Genomic DNA, 20,795 nt, shown 5'->3' on the forward strand with positions numbered 1-20,795 from the left:
GCATCCACCGAATCGCGACACCGATCGGGTCTGGATGTATCGGCGAGAGCCCGACTTCAGTCGGGATCCGTTCTTCGAGACGTCGGCGTTGCCGCCGTCTGGTGTATCGCCTCTGAGTGAAGAGGCGCGAGGAGGAGCATGGCCACTTCAGGCCAGCGTCACAGGCAGCAATCCGCCGCGAGCAACGCTCGCGCAACCACCCGACGTCGCCCACATGGCGATGAGGCCGGGGTGATTCCCGTGCTCGCGCGGGTCGCTCGCGAGGTCGAGGCTGCCGCGCAGCGCGGACCCGTGAAGGCGTCCGGACGCGCGAAGTTCCAGGTCGCCGCCGTGCTGCTGCGCGAAGAGCGCGCCCGCATCAAGGCGGACACCGAGATGTCGGACACCGCCCGCGCCAACGAGCAGAAGCGGCTCGACGGCCTCGCCGGGATCCTGGCGAAGACCGCCGCCCGCGATACGTCCCTGATCGCGCTGCTCGCCGACGACGCCCCGGTGTCCACCGCGGCTCGCGAACTCAAGCGTGACCTGCTGCTGGCCGCCGGTGTTGAACTCAGCCCCGACGACCTGATCGTGGTCACCGAACCTCAGCCGGTCGACACCCAGGCCGACAAGCAGGTCGTCCCGGAGTCGGTGCGCCAGTTCGCCCGCTACAACCCGTTCCTCGCCCCCGACTTCGCTGCCGCGCAGAAGCCGAAGGCCGAACGTGGCCCCAGCCACCTCACCAACTGGGAGCTGATCGACCCGCTGTTCCGTGCCTTCGAGTACGGTGCCGGCGGCGGCTCCGCGAGCATGGACCTGCCCGAGGCCGGTTCACTCGACACGCCAGGCGAGCTCGATCTGATGCGCCACCAGGCCCGTTTCGTCGAGAGCGCCCGCGACGGCCACCGCACCTACCTGCTCGCCGACGAGCCCGGACTGGGCAAGACCGCACAGGCGCTGCTCGCCGCACACGTGACGAACTCGTTCCCGCTCCTGGTCGTCGTGCCGAACGTGGTCAAGATGAACTGGGCCCGCGAGGTCGAACGCTGGACGCCGTCGCGCGAGGCCACCGTCGTGCACGGTGACGGCGACGACATCGACGCGTTCGCCGATGTCGTGATCGTGAACTACGAGGTGCTCGACCGGCACGTCAACTGGCTCTCGAAGCGTGGCTTCAAGGGCATGGTCGTCGACGAGGCGCACTTCATCAAGAACAAGGAATCGCAGCGTTCGAAGAACGTGCTCGCGCTGTCGAAGAGCATCCGCTCGCGGGATGAGAACGCCCTGTTCGTCGCCCTCACCGGAACCCCGCTGATCAACCAGATCGACGACTTCCGGATGATCTGGCAGTTCCTCGGCTGGATCGACGACAAGAAGCCGCTCGGCGACCTGATGCACAAGCTCGACGACACCGGGCTCACCCCGGCGGACTTCGGCTTCTTCGCCGCCGCCCGGCAATCGGTGATCGACATGGGCATCGTCCGTCGCAAGAAGGTGGATGTCGCAGCCGACATCCCCGCGCGTCGGATCGCCGACATCCCGGTGGAGCTCGACAACGAACTCGGCCGGTCGATCCGGGAGGCCGAGAAGGCCCTCACCACCCGCCTCGTGGACCGCTACCGCCGGGTGCTCGCCAACCGGCAGAACCCGACCAACGACATCGACCATGAGCTCATTCGCCTCGTCGCGAACGCCGAGCTCGAGGAATCGAAGTCGCAGAAGGCCGGCGAGAACGTGTTCACCATGGTCCGCAAGATCGGCCAGGCGAAGGCCATTCCGGCCGCCGACTACACGGTCAACCTCGCCCGCAACGTCGGCAAGGTGGTGTTCTTCGCCAAGCACATCGACGTCATGGACCAGGCCGAGGAGCACTTCGCCAAGGCCGGGCTGAAGACCATCAGCATCCGCGGCGACCAGACCGCGGTGCAGCGCCAGAAGTACGTGGACTCGTTCACCAATGATCCGGATGTCGCGGTCGCGGTCTGCTCGCTGACCGCAGCCGGCGTCGGACTGAACCTGCAGGTGGCCTCCAACGTGGTGCTCGCCGAGCTCAGCTGGACGGATGCCGAGCAGACGCAGGCCATCGACCGGGTGCACCGGATCGGGCAGGAGCTGCCCGTCACCGCGTGGCGGATCCTCGCCGCGCAGACCATAGACACGAAGATCGCCGAGCTGATCTCGAGCAAGGCGGGGCTGGCGGCGCGCGCGCTCGACGGCTCCGACGCCGAGGTTGCTGCGGAGTCGTCGGTGCAGGTGGAGGCACTCGTGTCGCTGCTCACCGAGGCGCTCGCGGGATGAGCGAACTTGTCGTAGTTTCTTCCGGAACGTGGCCAGGGCGTCTGGACCGCGATGACATCGTCGTGCGCAAGGGCATGTACACCCTGATCAACGGTCACCTGACTCCGCACGAGTCGATGGTCGAGGACCTGCTTGCTGTCCGCGATGTGCTGGATCAGGCCGGGATCTCGTTCCTGCTGGTCCGCAGCGACAACGACCGACCGGCGATCGCCGTGGACAAGCGCGAGCGCAAGGACGTCGAACGAGCCTTCGCCGAAGCGTTCGCCAATGAGCCCTTCTACGCAAAGCCGCTCGATGGTCGCAGCGACCAGCCGGTGCTGCTCGCCGAGGGCGCGCTGGCAGGAGGCAAGAAGGCATCGCTGTTCCGGTTGTACCGGCCGCGGATCGAGCCGATCGGCCGGCTGCGCTACGGGGCATCCACCGCCATGCAGCTGGAACTGTGGAGCTTCGGCGACGACGCCATCCGCGCCGCCCAGCCGAACGCGCTGACCAGGCGGGACCTGCCGCGCAGCGAAGCGGTCACCGACGAAGTCCAGCTGTACGGCCGCACCTGGCCGACCCTGCGCGGCATGTTCGCCCCGCATGCCAGTGACGTGACCTTCGACATCGACCTGGTCTTCTCCTGGGTGGATGGCTCCTCGGAAGAATTCCAGCGGGCACGCGCAAAGCGGATGGCCAGTTACGTGGTCGGCGACGGGGATGACTCCGAGGCGCGCTTCCGCCAGATCGACGAGCTCAAGTACGCGCTCCGCAGCGTGAACATGTACGCGCCGTGGATTCGCCGGATCTTCATCGCCACCGATTCGCCCACCCCGTCCTGGCTGGACGAGCATCCGCGGGTGACCGTCGTCCGCAGCGAGGAGTTCTTCCAGAACCCGGACGCGCTGCCGACGCACAACTCGCACGCGGTGGAGAGCCAGCTGCACCACATCCCGGGCCTGGCCGAGCACTTCCTGTACTCCAACGACGACATGTTCTTCGGTCGTCCGGTGCGCCCGGAAATGTTCTTCTCACCCGGCGGGATCACGAAGTTCATCGAGGCCACCACCCGGATCGGCCTCGGCGACAACAACCCCGAGCGCAGTGGTTTCGAGAACGCCGCCCGCGTCAACCGGCGACTGCTGCACGAGCGGTTCGGCCGGATCACCACCAGGCACCTCGAGCACGCGGCCACCCCGCTGCGGCGCAGCGTTCTGCTCGAGATGGAACGCGAGTTCGCCGAGGACTTCGCCCGCACCGCCGCCAGCCCGTTCCGTTCCGCGACCGACATCTCGGTGACCAACTCGTTCTACCATTACTACGCGCTGATGACCGGCAAGGCCGTCGTGCAGGAGAACGCCAAGGTGCTCTACGTCGAGACGACGCTGAAGAACTCGATCGGTCAGCTGAAGCGGCTGCTCAAGGACCGGTCATTCGACTTCTTCTGCCTGAACGACGGCAGCAAGCCGGAACTCGATGCCGAAGAGCGCACCGAACGGGTGCGGACGTTCCTGAACCAGTACTTCCCGTTCGCTGCTCCGTGGGAGAAGGACGACTACGGCGTCAGTGGTGCACGGGAATCGGCATCGTCATCGGCGGGTCAGAGTCCTGCCGCTCAGATGCGCGCCGATCAGCTACCGCCCGAACAGCTGCCGGCCGGTCAGGTCTCGGCGAGTTGACCCGTTCCAAGATCCGGATGCCTGCGGCCTGAAGCCGGGCGGCGGACTCGTCCGCGTCCACGTACGACAGCGCCGGGAACTCGCCGAGCGGCACCACCGAGTGCAGCACGGTCGACGGGTACACGTGCACCAGGTTGAACGCACGGGCGCCGTCGCGTCCGCGCGTGCCGCCGATCGGCACGTTCAGATCCTGCGTGTAGCAGGTGGCCGAAGCGACCGACACGGGGATGCCTGCGAAGGTCGCGGTGGACGAGTAGTGCAGGTGTCCGGCGAGGATCGATCGCACATCAGTTCCCGCGAGCACCCGCGCCAGCGGCTGCTGGTCGTGCAACTCGACTGACACCGCCAGATCCAGCACGCTCGGAATCGGCGGATGATGCATCGCCAGCAGGGTGCCGTGCGGGGCCGGCGTGGCCAGCACCTGTGCCAGCCAGTCCAGCTGGTCTTCGCTGATCTCGCCGTGGTGGTATCCGGGCACCGTCGAGTCGAGGGTGATCACTCGCAACCCGCCGACGTTGTAGACCCGGTCGATCGGCTCGGTGGTGGGCAGTTCGCCGAACAGCTGCAGCCGGAACGACGCCCGGTCGTCATGGTTGCCCATCACCCAGATCACCTGGGCGCCGAGGCGCTCGGCGGCCGGCTCGACGATCGCCCTCAGACGGGCGTAGGCGTCCGCTTCGCCGCGATCGGCGAGGTCACCGGTGAAGATGATCGCCTCGGGGCGGCCGTCGGATGCCTCCAACTCCTCGAACAGCCGGCGCAGGTGTTTCTCGCTGTCGACGGTGTCGTAGAGATGGCGACCCCCTGCCAGCAGGTGGGTGTCGCTGAGGTGAAGGATGAAGTGGTCCGGCCGTGGGTACTCAGCCGTGCGCATCGTCACAAGAAATCCCATTCGATGTAGCGGAGGGTGGATGCTTCCACCCGGCTCTCATCACATATAAAACCCGCTTCACTTGAATGTCAGGTGAACGCCACGCCATTTCGCCAGCGGATTCGGTTGAAATGACCGCGAATCGGCGTAAATTTGGTTCTGCAACCGGGTGTGAACCCCGATCGCAGAACAGAAAGGCTCCAGGGGCCGCTAACGCTCCGGGGCCTTTCGCTCTGCCCGGCGGCGTTCCGTTACGGCTTCAGCACCACCTTCACGCAGCCGTCCTGCTTCTTCTGGAACGTCTCGTACATCGCCGGAGCGTCTGCCAGCGGGACCTCATGGGTGACGAGGTCGCCGAGGCCGAGCGGATCCGCCGGGTCTTCCGCGAGCGGCAGCAGCTCGTCGATCCAGGCGTGCACGTTGCACTGGCCCATCCGGATGCTCACCTGCTTGTCGAACAAGGTCTTCATCGGCAGGATGTCCGCTTCACCCGCGTACACCCCGGACAGTGACACCGTGCCGCCGCGTCGCACGCTGTCGATCGCGGCGTACAGCGCAGCGGTGCGGTCGAGTCCCGCCTTCTCCATCGCCGGCCGGGACAGCGCGTCCGGCAGGATGGTCACCGCCTGCTGGGCGAGCGTGATCATCGGATTGCCGTGTGCTTCCATGCCGACTGCGTCGATGACACTGTCCGGCCCGCGCCAGTAGGTCCGTTCGCGCAGGTCGCCGGGAAGGGTGTCGCTGAGGTCGTACACCTCGATATCGTGGCGTTCCGCCATGTCCCGCCGTTCCTGCACCGGGTCGACGGCGAGCACCTCGAAGCCCTGCAACCGCGCGATTCGTGAGGCCAACTGCCCGACCGGGCCAAGACCGAGCACCGCGATGGTTCCGCCCTCGGGAACGTTCGCGTACTGCACTGCCTGCCACGCGGTCGGCAGGATGTCGCTGAGGAACAGGTATCGCTCATCGGGCAGCTCCCGGCCGACCTTGACCGCGTTGGCGTCAGCCAGGTGCACGCGCAGGTACTCGGCCTGGCCGCCCGGGACCTGGCCGTAGAGCTTGGTGTAGCCGTACAGCCGGGCGCCGGAGCCGTGCTCGCGCACCTGCGTGGTCTCGCACTGGGTGGTCAGCCCGCGCTGGCACATGAAGCAGTGTCCACACGAGATCGGGAACGGGATCACGACCCGGTCGCCGACTTGCAGCCGGGTGACGTCAGAGCCGACTTCCACGACTTCGCCCATCGTCTCGTGACCGAGCACGTCGCCGGCGTCGAGGAACGGGCCAAGCAATTCGTAGAGGTGCAGGTCCGATCCGCAGATCGCCGCCGAGGTGACCTTGATGATCGCGTCAGTCGGCTCGGCCAGGACGGGATCGCGCACGTCCTCAACCGAGACGTGCCGCTTGCCCTGCCAGGTGAGTGCCTTCATCGGGGGAACCTCCTCGGTGCCTCCCGCGCCACGGTACGCCCGCCTTACTGCGGGTGCACCCCCGCGGCATCCAGCACCCAGGCGTAATCGAACGCCCGCTCGGTCCAGGCGTTGTAGCGGCCGGAGACCCCGCCGTGTCCGGCCGCCATCTCGGTCTTCAGCAGCGCATCGGCGCCGACCTCACGCAGTTTCGCCACCCACTTGGCCGGTTCCACGTAGTACACCCGGGTGTCGTTCAGGCTCGTCACCGCGAGCACCCGCGGGTAGCGGGTCGGGTGCACGTTCTCGTAGGGGGAGTAGGACTTCATGTACGCGTAGACCTCGGGGTCATCCAGCGGGTTGCCCCATTCCTCCCACTCGATCACGGTCAGCGGCAGCGACGGGTCGAGGATGGTGGTCAGCGCGTCGACGAACGGCACGCCCGCGAGCACGCCGGCGAACAGGGTGGGGGCCAGGTTCGCGACCGCGCCGACCAGCAGGCCGCCCGCGCTGCGTCCTTCCGCGACCAACTGCTGCGGGGTGGTGTAGCCCTCATCGATCAGGTGCTGCGCGGCTGCCACGAAGTCGGTGAAGGTGTTGCGCTTGTGCAGCATCTTGCCCTGCTCGTACCAGGCGCGGCCGAGCTCGCCGCCGCCGCGGACGTGGGCGATCGCGAAGGTCATGCCCCGATCGAGCAGGCTGAGGCGGGCGATGCCGAAGCCGGGGTCGATGCTGTGCTCGTACGAGCCGTAGCCGTAGAGCAGCGTCGGTGAGGGTTCGCCGCCTTCGCGGAGGTCCTTGCGGTAGACCATCGAGATCGGGATCCGGGTGCCGTCCTCGGCGGTGGCCCATTCGCGGCGCTGTTCGTAGCGTTCCGGGTCGTAGTGGCCGAGCACCGGCTGCTGCTTGAGCTGCATTAGTTCGCCGCTCTGCACGACGTAGTCGTAGACCGTGGACGGGGTGACCAGGCTGGTGTAGCTCAGGCGAACGGTCGGCTGGTTCCAGTCCGGGTTGCCGCCCATGCCCGCCGAGTAGAGTTCTTCGGCGAAGTGCAGTTCGGTGAACCGGCCGTTCTTGTGGTCATCGATGGGTACGCCGCCCGCGTGCGGAAGCTTGGCCACACCGACCCGGGTGATTCCTTCGCGCCGGTACTCGGCGACCACGTGGTCGCGGAACGCGGCGACGCCCTCCAGCCGCACATCGGTGCGGTGGGGCAGGACGGTGCGGCGCTCTCCGGTCGGGTCCTTCAGCGGCACCGACACCAGTTCGAAGTTCGGGGCGTGGTCGTTGTGCACGATCAGCAGCCGGTCCTCGCCCTCGACCACAGCGTGTTCGACGTCGTACTCGACGCCCTCGCGGCGTTCCCAGACCAGGCTGAACTCGCCGGTTGGGTCGTCGGCGTTGAGCAGCCGGGTCTCGCTGGTGATGTTCGAGCCGGCCTCGATCATCATGAACCGGCGGCTCCGTGTGCGGCCCACGCCGACCCAGAAACGTTCGTCGGGCTCATGGAAGACGGTGACATCGGCGGATGCCTCGGTGCCCACCTCGTGGCGCCAGACCGTGTCCGGACGCCACGCGTCGTCCACCGTCGCGTAGAACACGAACTTGCCGGTGGGGTCGAACACCGCGCCGGATGCGGTGCCAGGCACGGTGTCGGGCAGGTTGGTGGCATCTGGAGCCTCGGTGGTCCCGACCCGCCGTACCCGCAGCGTGTACCGTTCGTCGCCTTCGGTGTCGACACCGTAGAGCAGCAGCGTGCCGTCGGTGGACATGTCGAAACTGCCCAGCGAGAAGAAGTCGTGCCCCTCGGCTTCGACGTTCTCGTCGAGCAGCACCTGCTCGCCGGGCAGTTCACCGCCGGTCGGGTCCTTTCTGGTGGTCGAGCCCTCTTCGCTGGTCGAGCCTATCGAGACCTCTTCCCTTCCGCTGGTCGAGCCTGCCGAGACCCCGGCCTCCACGCGTGGCGGCGTCCAGTCATCCGGACCCGCGACCGGCACCCGGCAGTGCACGCCGTACTGCTTGCCCTCAACCGTGCGGGTGAAGTACCACCAGTCGCCGCGACGTACCGGAACGCTCAGGTCGGTCTCGAGGGTGCGGTTCTTGATCTCCTCGAAGATCTGCTCCTGCAGCATGATCAGATGCTCGGTGCGGTCATTCGTGTACGCGTTCTCGGCCTCGAGGTGGGCAATCACGTCGGGATTGTCCTTGTCGCGCAGCCACTCGTAGTTGTCGACGAACGTGTCACCGTGGTGCGTGCGCTCGTGGGGCTTCTTTGCAGGGGAGGGGGGAGTGGCGCTCATGCGTTTCAGCGTACTTCGCCGCCGCGCGACTCAGTCAGTCGGGCAGTATCAGTAGCGGTCGGGCAGTGTAGGTCGGGCGGTGTCAGTCGGCGGGCGCTAGTGTTTCGGCCAGGCGCGAGTGTTGTTTCACACGCGCGGAGCCGCAACACCAGCGCCCCGTCAGTCGCGTTCGGGTCGGTCCCGCGTTCGACTCAGTCGCGTTCGACGTCGATCCATTCGGTGCCGACTGGAACGAGCCGGCCACGTCCCGCGGTGGCGCTCGCGACGATCGCGGCGTCATCCGGTGCGCCGGCGAGGGTGAGCACGGCCTCGCGCTCGTACTGCACACCGAGCACGACGATGCCGCGGCGGCGGAGTTCCGCTTCGATCCGTCCGGCGTCGGCATGCGGCAGGGCGAGTGTGAACAGGTCGCGAGGCGCACGACCGACGACGGCTCCGTCGGCGTCGGCGGCGTCGATCGCGCCGAGCACCGCGTCGGAATAGGCACGCACCAGCCCGCCGGCGCCGAGCAGGATGCCGCCGAAGTACCTGGTCACTACCGCGACCACGTCGATGAGACCGCGTCCGGTGAGCGCCTCGAGCATGGGCATCCCGGCGGTGCCGGAGGGTTCGCCGTCGTCATTGGAGCGGCGGATCTGTCCGGGCTCGGATGCCGCACCGATCACGAACGCCGAGCAATTGTGGCGGGCGTCCCAGTGCCCGCGGCGCACCGTGTCGATCACCGCGCGTGCTTCGGCCTCGGAGCCGACCCGCTCCAGCCGGGTGATGAACCGGGACCGCTTCACCTCGAGCTCGCTGTCGACGCGCGCACCGATCCCGCCGCGGAGCGTGAGATCGAGCATCCGACCCATTATTGCTTGCCATCCGCTGGGCGAGGTTGTCGGGACCGTCGCGAGGTCTCGGCAAGCTCGACCAGCGGGTGCTCGTGCCAGCGGAGAGTCGGTCAGCGCAGCCGGCGTTCGTAGCCGCGACCCGGGTGCCAGGACTCGATCTCGAGCTTGTCCCCGGATGCCGCGACCTTCGTGTGCACCACCTCGCGGATGTCGAGGGTGAAGTAGATCGCCTCGCCGGGGATGGCGTCGGCCGGGGCATCCACTTCCACCAGCAGTCCGGACATCTTCGCCTCGCCCGGCCATGCCGTCGGGTCCTTCGGCGGTTCAAAGGTAGGACTGTGGATGGCGAACCGCGGGTCGCGGCGGGCATCGTCCGCCTTGCGGCCGGTCATCATGCCGAGACTGGTGTCGGTGTCGGTGATCAGCAGCTCAATGCCGCTGATGCGCGGTGATCCGTCGCGGCGCAGCGTCGCGATGGTCTTGTTCGTGCCGGCATCGAACCGCTCACGCACCCGTGCGGCGAACTCCGGACATTCGGCGGCGAACTCTCCCCAACTGGCCATGACTCCAGTGTCACTTGCCTCGAAGCGAAACGTCCCCTTCAGCGGGAAGGAGCGCCTTCCAGACGTCGGGTGAGATCGGCCAGAGCACGCTCTGCGACGCGAGTGACCCGTCGCAACGTGTCTGCGCACTCGCGAACGAATTCCGCACTGAACCGGACAGTCGGAATTGCAATCGATAGTGCTGCGACTGGTTCGCCATTGATGCCCCGGATGCATCCAGCGACGCCGTTAACGCCCGCCACGGCCTCTTCGACGCTCGTTGCATACCCATCACGGCGAACAGTTTCAAGATGAGCTTCCAGTTCCACAAGCGTGTGAATGCGCGACTTACCCCATTGGGTCACTCCGCCTGCGTGAAGCCGGTCGACTTCGGCTTCATTCAATTCGGCGAGCATCGCACGACCTGCTGCAGAGTCACTCGCAGGCACGTTGTCCCACATACCAGTGCGAACGCTGAGTGGCTTCATGCTTTCCACGCCGTCGACGTAACGGACGAGTCGTCCGCGCAGGACCCAAAGTTGGACAGTCTCATCGATGACCTCGTTCAGCTCAAGCAGCGACGGACGAATTGCCTTCGCAAGCTCCTGAACCGGAAGTCCGCGTACGCGCTGGCGTTGAATTGCCGGTCCGGCACGATACTGCTTGTTCGAATCTTGCAGCGCGAAGCCGTCAAAGCATAGTGCGGCAAGAAGCCGATGCGCGGTAGAGGGAGCAACATCGAGGAATTCCGCAGCGCCGGTCACACTCAGGACATTCCCTTCCTCGAGTGATTTCACGAGCAACAGCGCCCGATGCACCGAGTCCAGTGGTGCCCCTGCCAAATAAGAAGTCACACTGCACCCCTTGCGTAATTCTGCTCTCGCGAATCCTACCCGTATCAATTTGGCTGTGGCGAATCTGATGCATAGAGTGACAAAAAATTCATTCCGTCAGCGATGACGGACGTAGAAGGGACTGGCTCGTGGGCGAATCACGACACCTCGATGAGCGAGACCGGCGCTGGCAACTCCTTAACGCGGCGATGGAGCGCGACGATCTAGATGCGCTGCTCTTTGCAGCTAACGACTATCGCGGGCACAAGGGATCGCTGCGCTACGTGGCCGATTACAACCTCGCCCACCGGTCCGGATACGCGGTCATGCTCCGCAACCGCGAGCCGATCCTGGTGCTGTCGGGCAGTCTGATCAGCCAGCGACGCCCGGCCTCCGCATGGGTGACTGACTACCGCTTCCCAGGAACCGTCGGGGAGGGCCTCGTCGACGCCCTTCGGGATACTCCGGTGCGCCGAGTCGGCATCGTCGGGCTGGGACAGGTCATGAAAGTCGACGAGTACCTGGCACTTACCGCCGCCTATCCCTCGGTGACGTTCATCGACTACTCGTCAGCGTTCGAGACGCTCCGCTCCGTGAAGAGCGAGCTGGAGATTCAGGGCGCCGAGGAGTCCGCATACATCCTCGACCAATGCTTCGCGCGTCTGCTTGAGATCGCGCGGCCGGGGATGACTGAGCGCGAGATCGCATCCGAGATGCACCGGGTGGGTCACCTACTGGGCGGCGAGGATCCCTTATTCCTGACCATGCATACCGACTACCGGGACGACCAGGCGTTCTCCACGTTCGGTGTCCCCCGCGACCGAGTACTGCGCCCTCACGACATTCTCACTTTTTCCTACGAGATCGTCGGTCCTCTCGGTTACTGGACCGAGTTGTCCCGAATGGTCACGTTTGCGTCTCCATCCGCCGATTACGCACGCATGGGCCGTGCCGTACGTAAGGGAATCACCGCTGGCGCAAACTCAATGAAGGTTGGCGCCCTCCCTTCGGTTGTCCAGCGTGAAGTCCTGCGCGCCATCGGCGAGGAAGGCGCGTCGTCCTCGTACTGGTCCGGTCACTCGCTCGGCCTAGACGTTCTCGAGAGCCCGTGGATCGGGCTAGACGTTGTCGAGGACGCGCAGCAAAACACGGAACTTCCAATCGAAAGCGGCTATGTGCTCACCCTGCATCCCATGGTCGTGGACGCCTCGGCGGACGTGAGCGGGTACATGGCCGACACATTCGTGATCGATGAATCCGGCCCACGAAAACTGTCCGAACATCCCACCGGCCTCTACACAATCTCGAAAGGTAACGTCAATGTCGACGAGTCCTAGCAGCACAACGGAACGAACGCGGGAACTCTCCGCCGTCTACAAGAAAGTCGCGTTCCGGATTATCCCGTTCCTCTTTCTATGTTTTGTAGTCGCGTTCATCGACCGCGTGAACATCGGCTTCGCCAAACTCCAGATGCAGGATGACCTGGAGCTGAGCGCCGCTGCCTACGGGCTCGGCGCGGGCCTCTTCTTTGTCGGATACGTAATCTTCGAACTGCCGAGCAACCTGGGACTTGAGAAGTGGGGCGCCCGCAAGACACTCATGCGCATCATGGTGCTCTGGGGTCTCACCTCTGGAGCGACTGCGTTCGTGACTGAGGAATGGCAGTTCTACGTGCTGCGCTTCTTCCTAGGGGTCTTCGAGGCCGGTTTCGCACCTGGGGTGATCCTGTACCTGACCTACTGGTTCTCACCGCGGCTTCGTGGAAAGGCGTTCGGATACTTTCTCTCCGCCTCCGCGGTTGCAGGGATCATTGGCAGCCCGCTGTCTGGCTGGATTATGGAGCGCGCAGACGGCGCAATGAACATGGATGGTTGGCGGTGGATGCTGCTGATTGAAGCCGCGCCGGCCGTGATCCTTGGTTTCCTGGTTCTCGTCGTTCTTTCCGATCGTCCGGGAAGCGCCAAGTGGCTTAACGAACGAGAGCGTGCGCTGCTCGCAGAAGACATCTCCGAGGGCGACTCCGCCCATGGAGACAAGCAACACAGTCTGCTTGGAGCGCTGAAGCAGCCGTACGTCTATTTACTCGGATTCGTGTATCTCTCGATCCAGTTCGGCGTCTACCTCATTTCCTTCTGGCTGCCGACGATCGTTGCAGGCCTGGGCGACTTCGGAACGTCGGCCATCGGCCTGATCGCAATGCTTCCCTTCATCGGCGCATTCATTGGCATGCTGGTCATCGCCTACAGTTCGGACCGAACTGGCGCATACCGGCGGCATATCGTCATAGCGACTGCGATCGCCATGGTCGCTTTGCTCGCAACCACGGTGATTGACGACCCGGTGATAAGCGTCATCCTCCTGGTGATCGCCGCAACGGGCTTTTTCGGCTCATTGCCGGCGTTCTGGCCGCTCCCACCGATGTACTTCAGCGGGTTTGCGGTGGCCGGGGCGATCGCGCTGATTAACTCAATCGGTACCACGGCAGGATTCTTCGCGCCTTACGCGGCAGGGTGGGTGACTGACGCCACCGGCAATATCGACGGGGTGCTATGGGGAGGCGCTGTCATACTCACGCTCGGGCTGACCGTGCTGGTGATGCTTCCGCGGCGCGAGGCCGCCGTCAGGATCGAGAACAGCGAAGTCGGGAGAGAGAACAGCGGAGTCGCGTCCAAATAGGCGTTGCGCCGCGGGAGGGCGGGTTTCGACTGGCGTCGAGATCCGCCCTGCCGGCACGTCAGCCGACCAGGGTGCTTGCAGCCCGGAGCAGCTCATTCCGAGCCTGTGGCTTGTAGACATGGCGGAGGTGGGTCCGACGCTAATCGCGCCGCGCGACCAGGAACGCGTTGATCGCGGCGGTGAGTTCCGCGTCGACCGGGAACGGTTCACCGTCGAGCGCGTTGATCGGTGCCGCGTGCCGCACGCTCGACACCAGCCACAGGGCATCGACCTGTCGCAGCGTCTCCGGCGTGAACAGTTCGAAGCCGGTGGTCATCCCGCGCTCGGCAGCGAAGTCGAACAGGCTGCTCTGGGTCGTGCCCTCCAGGATGCCCAGGCCGGTTCCGGGCGTGAGCAGGTTGTTTCCGCGGCGCGCCAGCACCGTGGAGGTCGGCCCCTCGAGCACATACCCGTCGCTGGAGACGAAGATGACGTCATCGGCGTTCCGCCGTGCGGCCTCACGCACGGCCGCACGGTTGATCGCATAGGACAGGGTCTTGGCGCTCGCGAGCAGCCACGGCGAGGTCTGTTCGATGTCGTGCCGGATACCGCGGTCGAGCATGACCACACCGATCCCGTTGGTGCGCTGGCTGCGGTAGTCGGGCGACACCGACCCGTGCACCCAGCCGGTCGGCCGTCCGTCGCCCTCGATGCCGCGGGTGAGTACGGTCTTCACGGCTGCTTCCGGCACCGGGCCCAGTTCGGCGACCACCGCGAGGATCGCCTCCCGCCAGGCATCGAGATCGGGCGTCGGCAGGTCGAGCAGCCTGGCCGAGCGGGCAAAACGGCGCAGGTGCGGCTCAAGGGCTTGCGGATGTCCCGCGCCGACGCTGATCGTCTCGAAGATTCCATCGCCCCGGGTGATGCCGAGGTCGAGCACACTGATGTGCAGCCCGGCGGGGTCGGCCAGTGAGAACGCCGGCGCTCCGGGGACGTGGGCGGGAGCATCCGTCGACGGCTGATTCAGAATCGCAAGCACGGAGGTGACCATGGCTTCATTCTGCACGCCTGTGCACCTCATGGGCGTCTGTGGACAGGGTGGGAGTGTGGGGGGACGATAGGACGATGGACGAATACCAGACTGAACCAGTCGAAGACGGCGCGATGGATGCCACGAATGAGGAGCGTCTCGCCGGGGTGGCGCAGCAGGTGGCGTCCGATGTGTCGATGGATCACACGCACGAATCGGTGCTGACGATGCTGCGGGAGCGGTGTGGCGAGACCGGGGTGCAGGCCACCGACGAGCAGTTGCAGGCGCTTGCGCAGCGCATCGTCGACGCGGTGCAGAAGCGCGAGGTCTAGCGGGAGATCCAGCGAACGCCGATCTGGCTAACGGTGGTTCTCGAGGAGCCGCGCGCAGTCGATGCAGAGGTCGGCGGCGGGCCGGGCCTCCAATCGTTCAAGGCCGATCGGGTTGCCGCAGCGGCGGCAGAGACCGTAGCTGCCATCGGCGACCCGGGTGAGCGCCACATCGATCTGGTCCAGTTGGCGCAACGCGTCGGACTGCACCCCGGAGATCTGGGACCACTCCGAGGTCATCGTCGGCCCTTCGGGGTCATGCTCGTCGTCGGCCGACGGCTCGCCGCGGGCGTCGAGCACCTCGTGCATGGTGCCGGCGAGCACCAGAACCTGTTGCTCGACCTCCGCCCGATGCTCACGCAAAAGCTTTTCGAAGTGCTTACGCTGCGCCTGGGTCAAAGCCATGCCCCAGTGTGCTCCTTGGGATGACCGCTTGTCGAGTGGAATTCCGGCATGCTGGAGGGGTGACATCCACAGCGATCCAAGCGCCCCCTCGGTTGTCGTGGGGTTTGGTCCCCGCAGCCGGGGTGGCGGCATCCGCGGTTCTGCTCTTCGGTGTGCAGATCCAGGCCGCCGGATATGTCACTTTGGCCGTCAGCCTGCTGGTGGCGATACCGGCACGGGAACTGTTCAAGGACCTCGTGCTGATCGCCATCGGGATGGTGATCATCAGCACCATCTCGCTCGAAGCCGACATCAGCTACGGCAACATGCTGCTGATGGGCACGGTGCTGGCGCTCGCCGTGGTGGTGCCGTACCTGATCGACCGGTTCGGCTACCGGAACCACACCATCCGGTTCCCGGTGCGCACCGGCAAACGCTGGACCAGGCTCGAACGCTGGTACCTCGCGATCGTGGTGCTGCTCGGCTGGGCGATCCTGCCGGTCTACTTCATCCGCTCGGGCGCGTACCTGAACTGGCCCGCGATCCATACCCCGGATGAGCTCGCGCGCCTGTTCGTCGGCGTGAACGCGGTCGGGATCTGGGACGAACTGTTCTTCATCTGCATCGTGTTCACGCTGCTGCGACGGCACTTCCCGATGTGGCAGGCGAACCTGCTGCAGGCGACGATCTTTGTGTCGTTCCTCTGGGAGCTCGGCTATCGGGAGTGGGGACCGGTACTCACCATCCCGTTCGCGCTGATCCAGGCGTGGATCTTCGCCAAGGTGAAGTCACTGACCTACGTCGTCGCCGTGCACCTGCTGTTCGACCTGGTGGTGTTCCTCGTGCTGCTGCACGCGCACAACCCGGAGTGGTTGCCGATCTTCATCTACTAGCGCGCGGCACTCGCTACGTTGCGCCGGGGCTCACTGTCGACGCGCAGCTCCCTGTCAAAGACATGATCGGGCTCGCGCAGGTGCGGACGATCGCTTGCTAGCGGTACGCGTCGAGACCGATCGGCAGCCCGGTGCGCGGGTCGTCGCGGGTGGTGAGCGGGCTCTTCTGCTTGCGCGTCATCGGGTCGTCGCCGCCTTCGCCGGGCAACGGAAGTCCCTCGTCCGTGAGCTTCTCATCGTCGATCCGGGCGCTGTCGTCTTGTTGTGACTCAGCCATCTATCAAGGGTACGCGCCGGTCAGATGAACAGGGCGCCTATTTGCACAATTGTGAGGATCACCGACGGCAGCATGTAGAGCAGGCCCCAGACCACCAGCGGTGCACTGCCTCGCCCGGTCTCCCGCTTGGTGTGGGCCGTGCGGATGATCAGGTAGATCAGCGTCGCCAGCAGTATCCACCATGGTGACGCGGTGCGTTGGTGTCCGAGTTCCTGCAGTTTCGCGCGGTCACGGAAGCCGATGACGAGACTCAGCAGCATCACCACGAATCCCACCCCGAGGCTGGTGCCGACCAGCCAGAGCGCCGACGAGAGCAGCGACTCGAGTGTGACGGATCCGGTGCCGACACCGAGGACGATCTGCAGCGCGACCGGATTCGCCAGCATCAGCCCCGTGAGGAGGATGCCGCCGAGCATCGGGAGGATGACGATCCACCACACGGCGCCGGTGTTTGCGCGCTGTGGTCCGGTCGGACGCCAGGCTGAGACGTCGATGGTCGGCGGAACAACCGGTGACACCACGGTCGTCCAGTCGGGGGCCGGCGGCAGATCGAGGGTGAACGGCCGTGGCGCGGCTGGCATTGACTCGACTGACGCTACGAGCGCCGTCGGCGCTGAGGGTGAGGCCGCGGGGGGTGCGGGCGGCGGCGGCGGCGGTGGTGGTGGAGGCGGTGGTGGCGGGGGTGCTGCGGATGTCGCAGATGCCCCGACCAAAACCGGCGTGGGCTCCACCGCGGGACGTTCGACCGGGACGAACACCGGTTCCGGCGCAAGAAGTACCGGCGTGGCCAGACCGGGCGCGGGCGGGGCGGGAGTGACCGGGGCCGACTCGGGCAGTGCGGAGGCGGCAGGAGCGGCCTCGGTCAGGCCGGGTGACGTTAGGCCGAACTCGGTCGGGCCGGACTCGGTCGGGCCGGGTGAGGTCAGGTCCGGGGCATCCGTGACCGGGACATCCGGCGCATCCGTCACAGGCGCAGGCGGCGCCTCGAATGCGGCGGCTTCGACGGCCTCAGGAGCCTCGCTGTCCTGCGCGCGGAACAGTTCCGGGTGGCGCGCGCGAAGTTCGCGGCGCGAGAGGAACTCGCCGTCGCCTGCGCTGGTCACCTCGACACGTCCCCCTCGGTCGCTTAACGAGAATCTGAATGTAGACCACAGGTGCTGCAGTGGACACCCCCCAGACCGGGGCGCAGCATCTAAGACGCCGGCGGCATACCCGACCCGGAAATAGGGCATTCGCCCGATCCGTGACCCCTACCTCAGCTCGGAGCATAGAACCAGCTAAGGAACTAAGGAGCACACCCCTCATGATCAACGCTTCCGCCTCGTACCACTTCTACGAGATCGAACAGCAGGAGCTGCTGCGTCAGCTCGAGATGCGCCGTGTCCAGTTGGAACGTGGCGCCGAGTCGATGCCGGTCCCCAGCCGGCTGCGTCGGGCTGTCAGCCGGCTGACCGCCGTGCGCAGTACCGCACGCACCGAACGCACCGTGCGCACCGCCGCACGCACGGAGCGCGCCGCTCGCCAGCCGCAGCCGGCGGCCGGGTCGGCCCCCTGCCCCGACCCGGCCTGAACGCCGGATGAATGAGCGAATCATCCCTGCCAGTGTCGGTGCGGCGTGGCACGATGAAGGGGTGAGAGCAACGAGCGCCACCCTGGTCGGCCGTTCCCGTGAGCTGACCGCGCTGCGCACGATCCTCGCGGATGTGAGCGAGGGTCGTCCGCGCACGGTCGTGCTCGCCGGTGAAGCCGGGATCGGCAAGACCCGGCTGCTCGACGAGTTCGGCCGCGACGCATCCGGAACCTCCACCGTCGTCCTCGGCCAATGCGTCGACCTCGGCGTTTCCGCGCTGCCGTATGCGGCGATCACCGGGATGCTGCACGACCTGATCGACCAGGTCGGCAAGGAGGCCGTGCTGGATGCGGCCGGCCCCAGCCGCGGAGCGTTAGGCGTGCTGCTGCCGGAGCTGACCGCCGCCGAACCCTCGAGCGCTGCGCGGTTGCATGAGGTCGTCGCGGTGCTGCTTGAGAACCTGGCCAGGAAACGTCCGCTGGTGGTCGTGATCGAGGATCTGCACTGGGCCGACGGCGCAACCCTAGCCGTGCTGCGCTTCCTGGTGCGTGCCCTGGGTGACAGCGCGGTCATGCTGCTGCTCAGTTATCGCAGTGATGACGTGCACCGGGGGCATCCACTGCGTGGTTTCCTTGCCGAACTGGAACGGTCGCGGCTCACCGACCGGATCGAACTGCAGCGGCTCACCGTCGACGAGGTCGGTGAGTTGTCGCAGCAGATCCTCGGCAGCGTGCCCGATCCGCTGGCGCTCGAGAACGTGTTCGAACGCAGCGACGGGGTGCCGTTCTTCGTCGAGGAGCTGGTCTGCTGCAAGAGCGACGTGTTCCCCGACAGCCTGCGCGACCTGCTGCTTGCCCGGTATGAGCGGCTGAGCGGAGAGGCTCAGTCGCTGCTGAGGCTGCTCGCCGCTGGTGGCGTGTCCGTGCGGCACACCGTGCTCGCCTCGGTCGCTGAGGGCGAGATCGCCGACCTCGACGGCGCCGCCCGCGAAGCGGTGCTGGCCCAGGTGATCACCGCGACCGACAGCAACTACACGTTCAGGCATGCGCTGGTGCGTGAGGCGATCCACGCCGAACTGCTGCCGGGGGAGCGGCTGCGTTTCCATGGCCGGTACGCCGAAGTGCTCGAGACCACCGGTGCCTATGCGTGCGGCTCCACGGAGGTGGCCACGCACTGGCTGGCCGCGCACAATCAGGAACGAGCGTTAACGGCGGCGTTGCTGGCGATGACCGATGCGACCGAAACCTACGCTTACATGACCGCGGCCCAGATGGGCGAGGCCGCATTGGACCTGTGGGAGCGGATTCCGAACGCCGCCGAACTGGCTGGCACGAGCAAGGTCGACGTGCTGTCGCGAACCGCGATCGCGTTGCGTGACGCCGGCGACATGGAGCGCTCGTTCGCGATGATCAACCTCGCGATCGACGAGTCACCGAACCAGCACGACAGCACCTACGCGCTGCTATTGCGGACCAAGTCCTTCCTCCTGGCCAACACCGGCAAGCACGGGTCGATTGCCCTCCTGCAGCAGGCGTTGAACCTGGTGCCGGTCGGCGTCGACGACCTGGTGCGGGCGAAACTGCTGAACCAGTTGGCCAGTCGGTCGATGATCGAGGGTTATCACGACGCCGCAGTGGCCGCCGCAAGCGAGGCGCTCGAGCTGACACAACATGCCCGCTCGCAAGCAGGACATGCCGAGACGACTTCCGACTTGTTCGACCACGACCCGGTCCAGGCGTCGGTTGCCGCCAATCTGCGCGGCGTTGCCCGTGCGAACAGCGGCAAGGTGGCCGAGGCCATTGCCGACCTCGACCTGGCACTCGAGCTGGCGGGCAACGACGATGGTGCGCTGCTGCGTCATAGCTTGAACAGTTCCGACGTTCAGTTCGCGCTCGGCAACTACGCCGACGCGTTGGCGATAGCTGAGGCCGGAATAGCGAGTGCACGCGAACTCGGTGTCGAACGCAGCACCGGGATAATGCTGTCGTCCAACGCCGTCGATCCGCTGTTCGCGCTCGGTGACTGGGATCGTGCCGATGCGCTGCTTGACCAGGCGCTCGCGATGTCGACCCCGCTCGTGTTCACCGCATATCTGCGACGGGCCAAGCTGTGGCTGCTGCTCTGGCGCGGCGAGACGGATGCCGCCGCGTCGCTGTACCGCAGCTGGCGCAGTCAGCTCACTTCACTCTCCGAAATCGACCTGCAGATCAAGCTCACAGTTGCCAGAGTCGGAGCCGAAATCGCGCTCGAGCAGGGTGACCTCGACGACGCGTGGGCGCATGTTCAGGTCCTGATCGGCGACGGTGAACGTCGGATGGTGGGTCACGACTTGCCGCTGCTCAGTGTTGCCGGCCGGGTGCTTTCCGCTCGCGAGGCTTCCGAGGAGGACGTCCAGCCGTTCCGTCGCGTGCTGGCCGCAACATCCGGCTGGCCCACCCACGAATTGTGGGCGACCGTCTTCGACGCGGAACTCGCCAATCACGTGTCGTCCTGGCAGCGAGTGCTCGAACTGCAGGGTCCTGCGCATGTGCGGCCGTATGCGCGGTACCGGCTCGGGCAGGCGCTGTTCGCGGCCGGTGATCGCGTCGGTGCGCGGCGGGCACTTGAGCAGGCGGCAGGGGAGGCTTCCGCGCTTGGCGCACGTCTGATCACCCGACGGGTCAACGAATTCGCCACTAGCGCTGGGCTCAGCGTGACTGAGTCTCGACCGGTGAGTGACCCGACCGAGCTGACCGCGCGTGAGCAGCAGGTGCTTGACCTGATCGCGCAAGGCCTGTCGAACAAACAGATCGGCGAGAAGCTGTTCATCAGCGCGAAGACCGCATCGGTGCATGTGTCGGCGATCCTACGGAAGCTCGGGGCGACCAGTCGCACCGAGGCGGTGTTCCTCGCCGGGCAGCGGGTGCCTGGTTAGGTCCCGCTAGACCGGGCGGTGCG

18 protein-coding genes are annotated in these 20,795 nt (G+C 66.0%); 8 read left to right on the top strand and 10 right to left on the bottom strand.

Annotation, left to right across the window (positions count from 1 at the left end; all coding sequences use genetic code 11):
* Positions 1-138 precede the first annotated feature (138 nt).
* Together GO591_RS04085 and GO591_RS04090 are read left to right on the top strand one after the other, a co-directional pair.
* Positions 139-2,277, top strand: coding sequence for a DEAD/DEAH box helicase (locus GO591_RS04085; RefSeq protein ID WP_157155640.1), 2,139 nt, complete (start codon positions 139-141; stop codon positions 2,275-2,277).
* Complete coding sequence (locus GO591_RS04090; protein ID WP_157155641.1) at positions 2,274-3,935, top strand: stealth family protein; 1,662 nt, start codon at positions 2,274-2,276, stop codon at positions 3,933-3,935. Before GO591_RS04085 ends, GO591_RS04090 begins: the two co-directional genes overlap by 4 nt.
* On the opposite strand, the gene GO591_RS04095 is transcribed toward GO591_RS04090, so the two are convergent.
* The 6 genes from GO591_RS04095 to GO591_RS04120 form a co-directional block, all read right to left on the bottom strand.
* Complete coding sequence (locus GO591_RS04095) at positions 3,820-4,809, bottom strand: phosphodiesterase (protein ID WP_198295600.1); 990 nt, start codon at positions 4,807-4,809, stop codon at positions 3,820-3,822. The two genes, GO591_RS04090 and GO591_RS04095, sit on opposite strands and share 116 nt — an antisense overlap.
* Before the next feature lie 248 nt (positions 4,810-5,057).
* The gene (locus GO591_RS04100) at positions 5,058-6,233 is read right to left on the bottom strand and encodes an alcohol dehydrogenase catalytic domain-containing protein (RefSeq protein ID WP_157155643.1); all 1,176 of its coding nucleotides are present in this window, start codon (positions 6,231-6,233) and stop codon (positions 5,058-5,060) included.
* 44 nt (positions 6,234-6,277) lie between these two features.
* On the bottom strand, positions 6,278-8,512 hold the full coding sequence (locus tag GO591_RS04105) for a S9 family peptidase (protein ID WP_157155644.1): 2,235 nt from the start codon (positions 8,510-8,512) through the stop codon (positions 6,278-6,280).
* A gap of 191 nt (positions 8,513-8,703) precedes the next feature.
* Positions 8,704-9,354, bottom strand: coding sequence for an IMPACT family protein (locus tag GO591_RS04110; RefSeq protein ID WP_157155645.1), 651 nt, complete (start codon positions 9,352-9,354; stop codon positions 8,704-8,706).
* A 101-nt stretch (positions 9,355-9,455) separates the two neighbouring features.
* Positions 9,456-9,908: a pyridoxamine 5'-phosphate oxidase family protein gene (locus GO591_RS04115; RefSeq protein WP_157155646.1), complete on the bottom strand. Its 453-nt coding sequence runs from the start codon at positions 9,906-9,908 to the stop codon at positions 9,456-9,458.
* A gap of 38 nt (positions 9,909-9,946) precedes the next feature.
* Positions 9,947-10,741, bottom strand: coding sequence for an IclR family transcriptional regulator (locus GO591_RS04120; protein WP_157155647.1), 795 nt, complete (start codon positions 10,739-10,741; stop codon positions 9,947-9,949).
* A 128-nt stretch (positions 10,742-10,869) separates the two neighbouring features.
* On the opposite strand from GO591_RS04120, the gene GO591_RS04125 reads away from it, so the two are divergent.
* On the top strand, positions 10,870-12,057 hold the full coding sequence (locus GO591_RS04125; RefSeq protein WP_157155648.1) for a M24 family metallopeptidase: 1,188 nt from the start codon (positions 10,870-10,872) through the stop codon (positions 12,055-12,057).
* A complete protein-coding gene (locus tag GO591_RS04130) occupies positions 12,041-13,396 on the top strand; it encodes an MFS transporter (protein ID WP_255446939.1) in 1,356 nt (451 codons plus the stop codon). The genes GO591_RS04125 and GO591_RS04130 overlap by 17 nt, the downstream gene beginning before the upstream one ends.
* A gap of 139 nt (positions 13,397-13,535) precedes the next feature.
* On the opposite strand, the gene GO591_RS04135 is transcribed toward GO591_RS04130, so the two are convergent.
* Complete coding sequence (locus GO591_RS04135; protein ID WP_157155650.1) at positions 13,536-14,426, bottom strand: aminotransferase class IV; 891 nt, start codon at positions 14,424-14,426, stop codon at positions 13,536-13,538.
* Positions 14,427-14,500: 74 nt separating this feature from the next.
* Here GO591_RS04135 and GO591_RS04140 point away from each other — a divergent pair, with 74 nt between their 5' ends.
* Positions 14,501-14,737 (top strand): hypothetical protein, encoded by a 237-nt coding sequence (locus tag GO591_RS04140; RefSeq protein ID WP_157155651.1) that lies wholly within the window; start codon positions 14,501-14,503, stop codon positions 14,735-14,737.
* Positions 14,738-14,764: 27 nt separating this feature from the next.
* On the opposite strand, the gene GO591_RS04145 is transcribed toward GO591_RS04140, so the two are convergent.
* Complete coding sequence (locus GO591_RS04145; RefSeq protein ID WP_157155652.1) at positions 14,765-15,139, bottom strand: TraR/DksA family transcriptional regulator; 375 nt, start codon at positions 15,137-15,139, stop codon at positions 14,765-14,767.
* 59 nt (positions 15,140-15,198) lie between these two features.
* Here GO591_RS04145 and GO591_RS04150 point away from each other — a divergent pair, with 59 nt between their 5' ends.
* Positions 15,199-16,011, top strand: coding sequence for a CPBP family glutamic-type intramembrane protease (locus tag GO591_RS04150; protein WP_157155653.1), 813 nt, complete (start codon positions 15,199-15,201; stop codon positions 16,009-16,011).
* A 97-nt stretch (positions 16,012-16,108) separates the two neighbouring features.
* Here the strand turns inward: GO591_RS04150 and GO591_RS04155 are convergent, their stop codons facing one another.
* Positions 16,109-16,288, bottom strand: a complete 180-nt coding sequence (locus GO591_RS04155) for a hypothetical protein (protein WP_157155654.1) — start codon at positions 16,286-16,288, stop codon at positions 16,109-16,111.
* A 20-nt stretch (positions 16,289-16,308) separates the two neighbouring features.
* A complete protein-coding gene (locus GO591_RS15750) occupies positions 16,309-17,391 on the bottom strand; it encodes a hypothetical protein (RefSeq protein WP_198295553.1) in 1,083 nt (360 codons plus the stop codon).
* Between the two features lie 200 nt (positions 17,392-17,591).
* Here GO591_RS15750 and GO591_RS04165 point away from each other — a divergent pair, with 200 nt between their 5' ends.
* Both GO591_RS04165 and GO591_RS16065 read left to right on the top strand, forming a co-directional pair.
* Positions 17,592-17,858 (top strand): hypothetical protein, encoded by a 267-nt coding sequence (locus GO591_RS04165; RefSeq protein ID WP_157155655.1) that lies wholly within the window; start codon positions 17,592-17,594, stop codon positions 17,856-17,858.
* Positions 17,859-17,919: 61 nt separating this feature from the next.
* The gene (locus tag GO591_RS16065; RefSeq protein ID WP_198295554.1) at positions 17,920-20,772 is read left to right on the top strand and encodes a helix-turn-helix transcriptional regulator; all 2,853 of its coding nucleotides are present in this window, start codon (positions 17,920-17,922) and stop codon (positions 20,770-20,772) included.
* Positions 20,773-20,795 lie beyond the last annotated feature (23 nt).

It is taken from the genome of Diaminobutyricimonas sp. LJ205, from assembly GCF_009755725.1.
In the GTDB taxonomy this organism is placed as follows: Bacteria; Actinomycetota; Actinomycetes; order Actinomycetales; family Microbacteriaceae; genus Ruicaihuangia.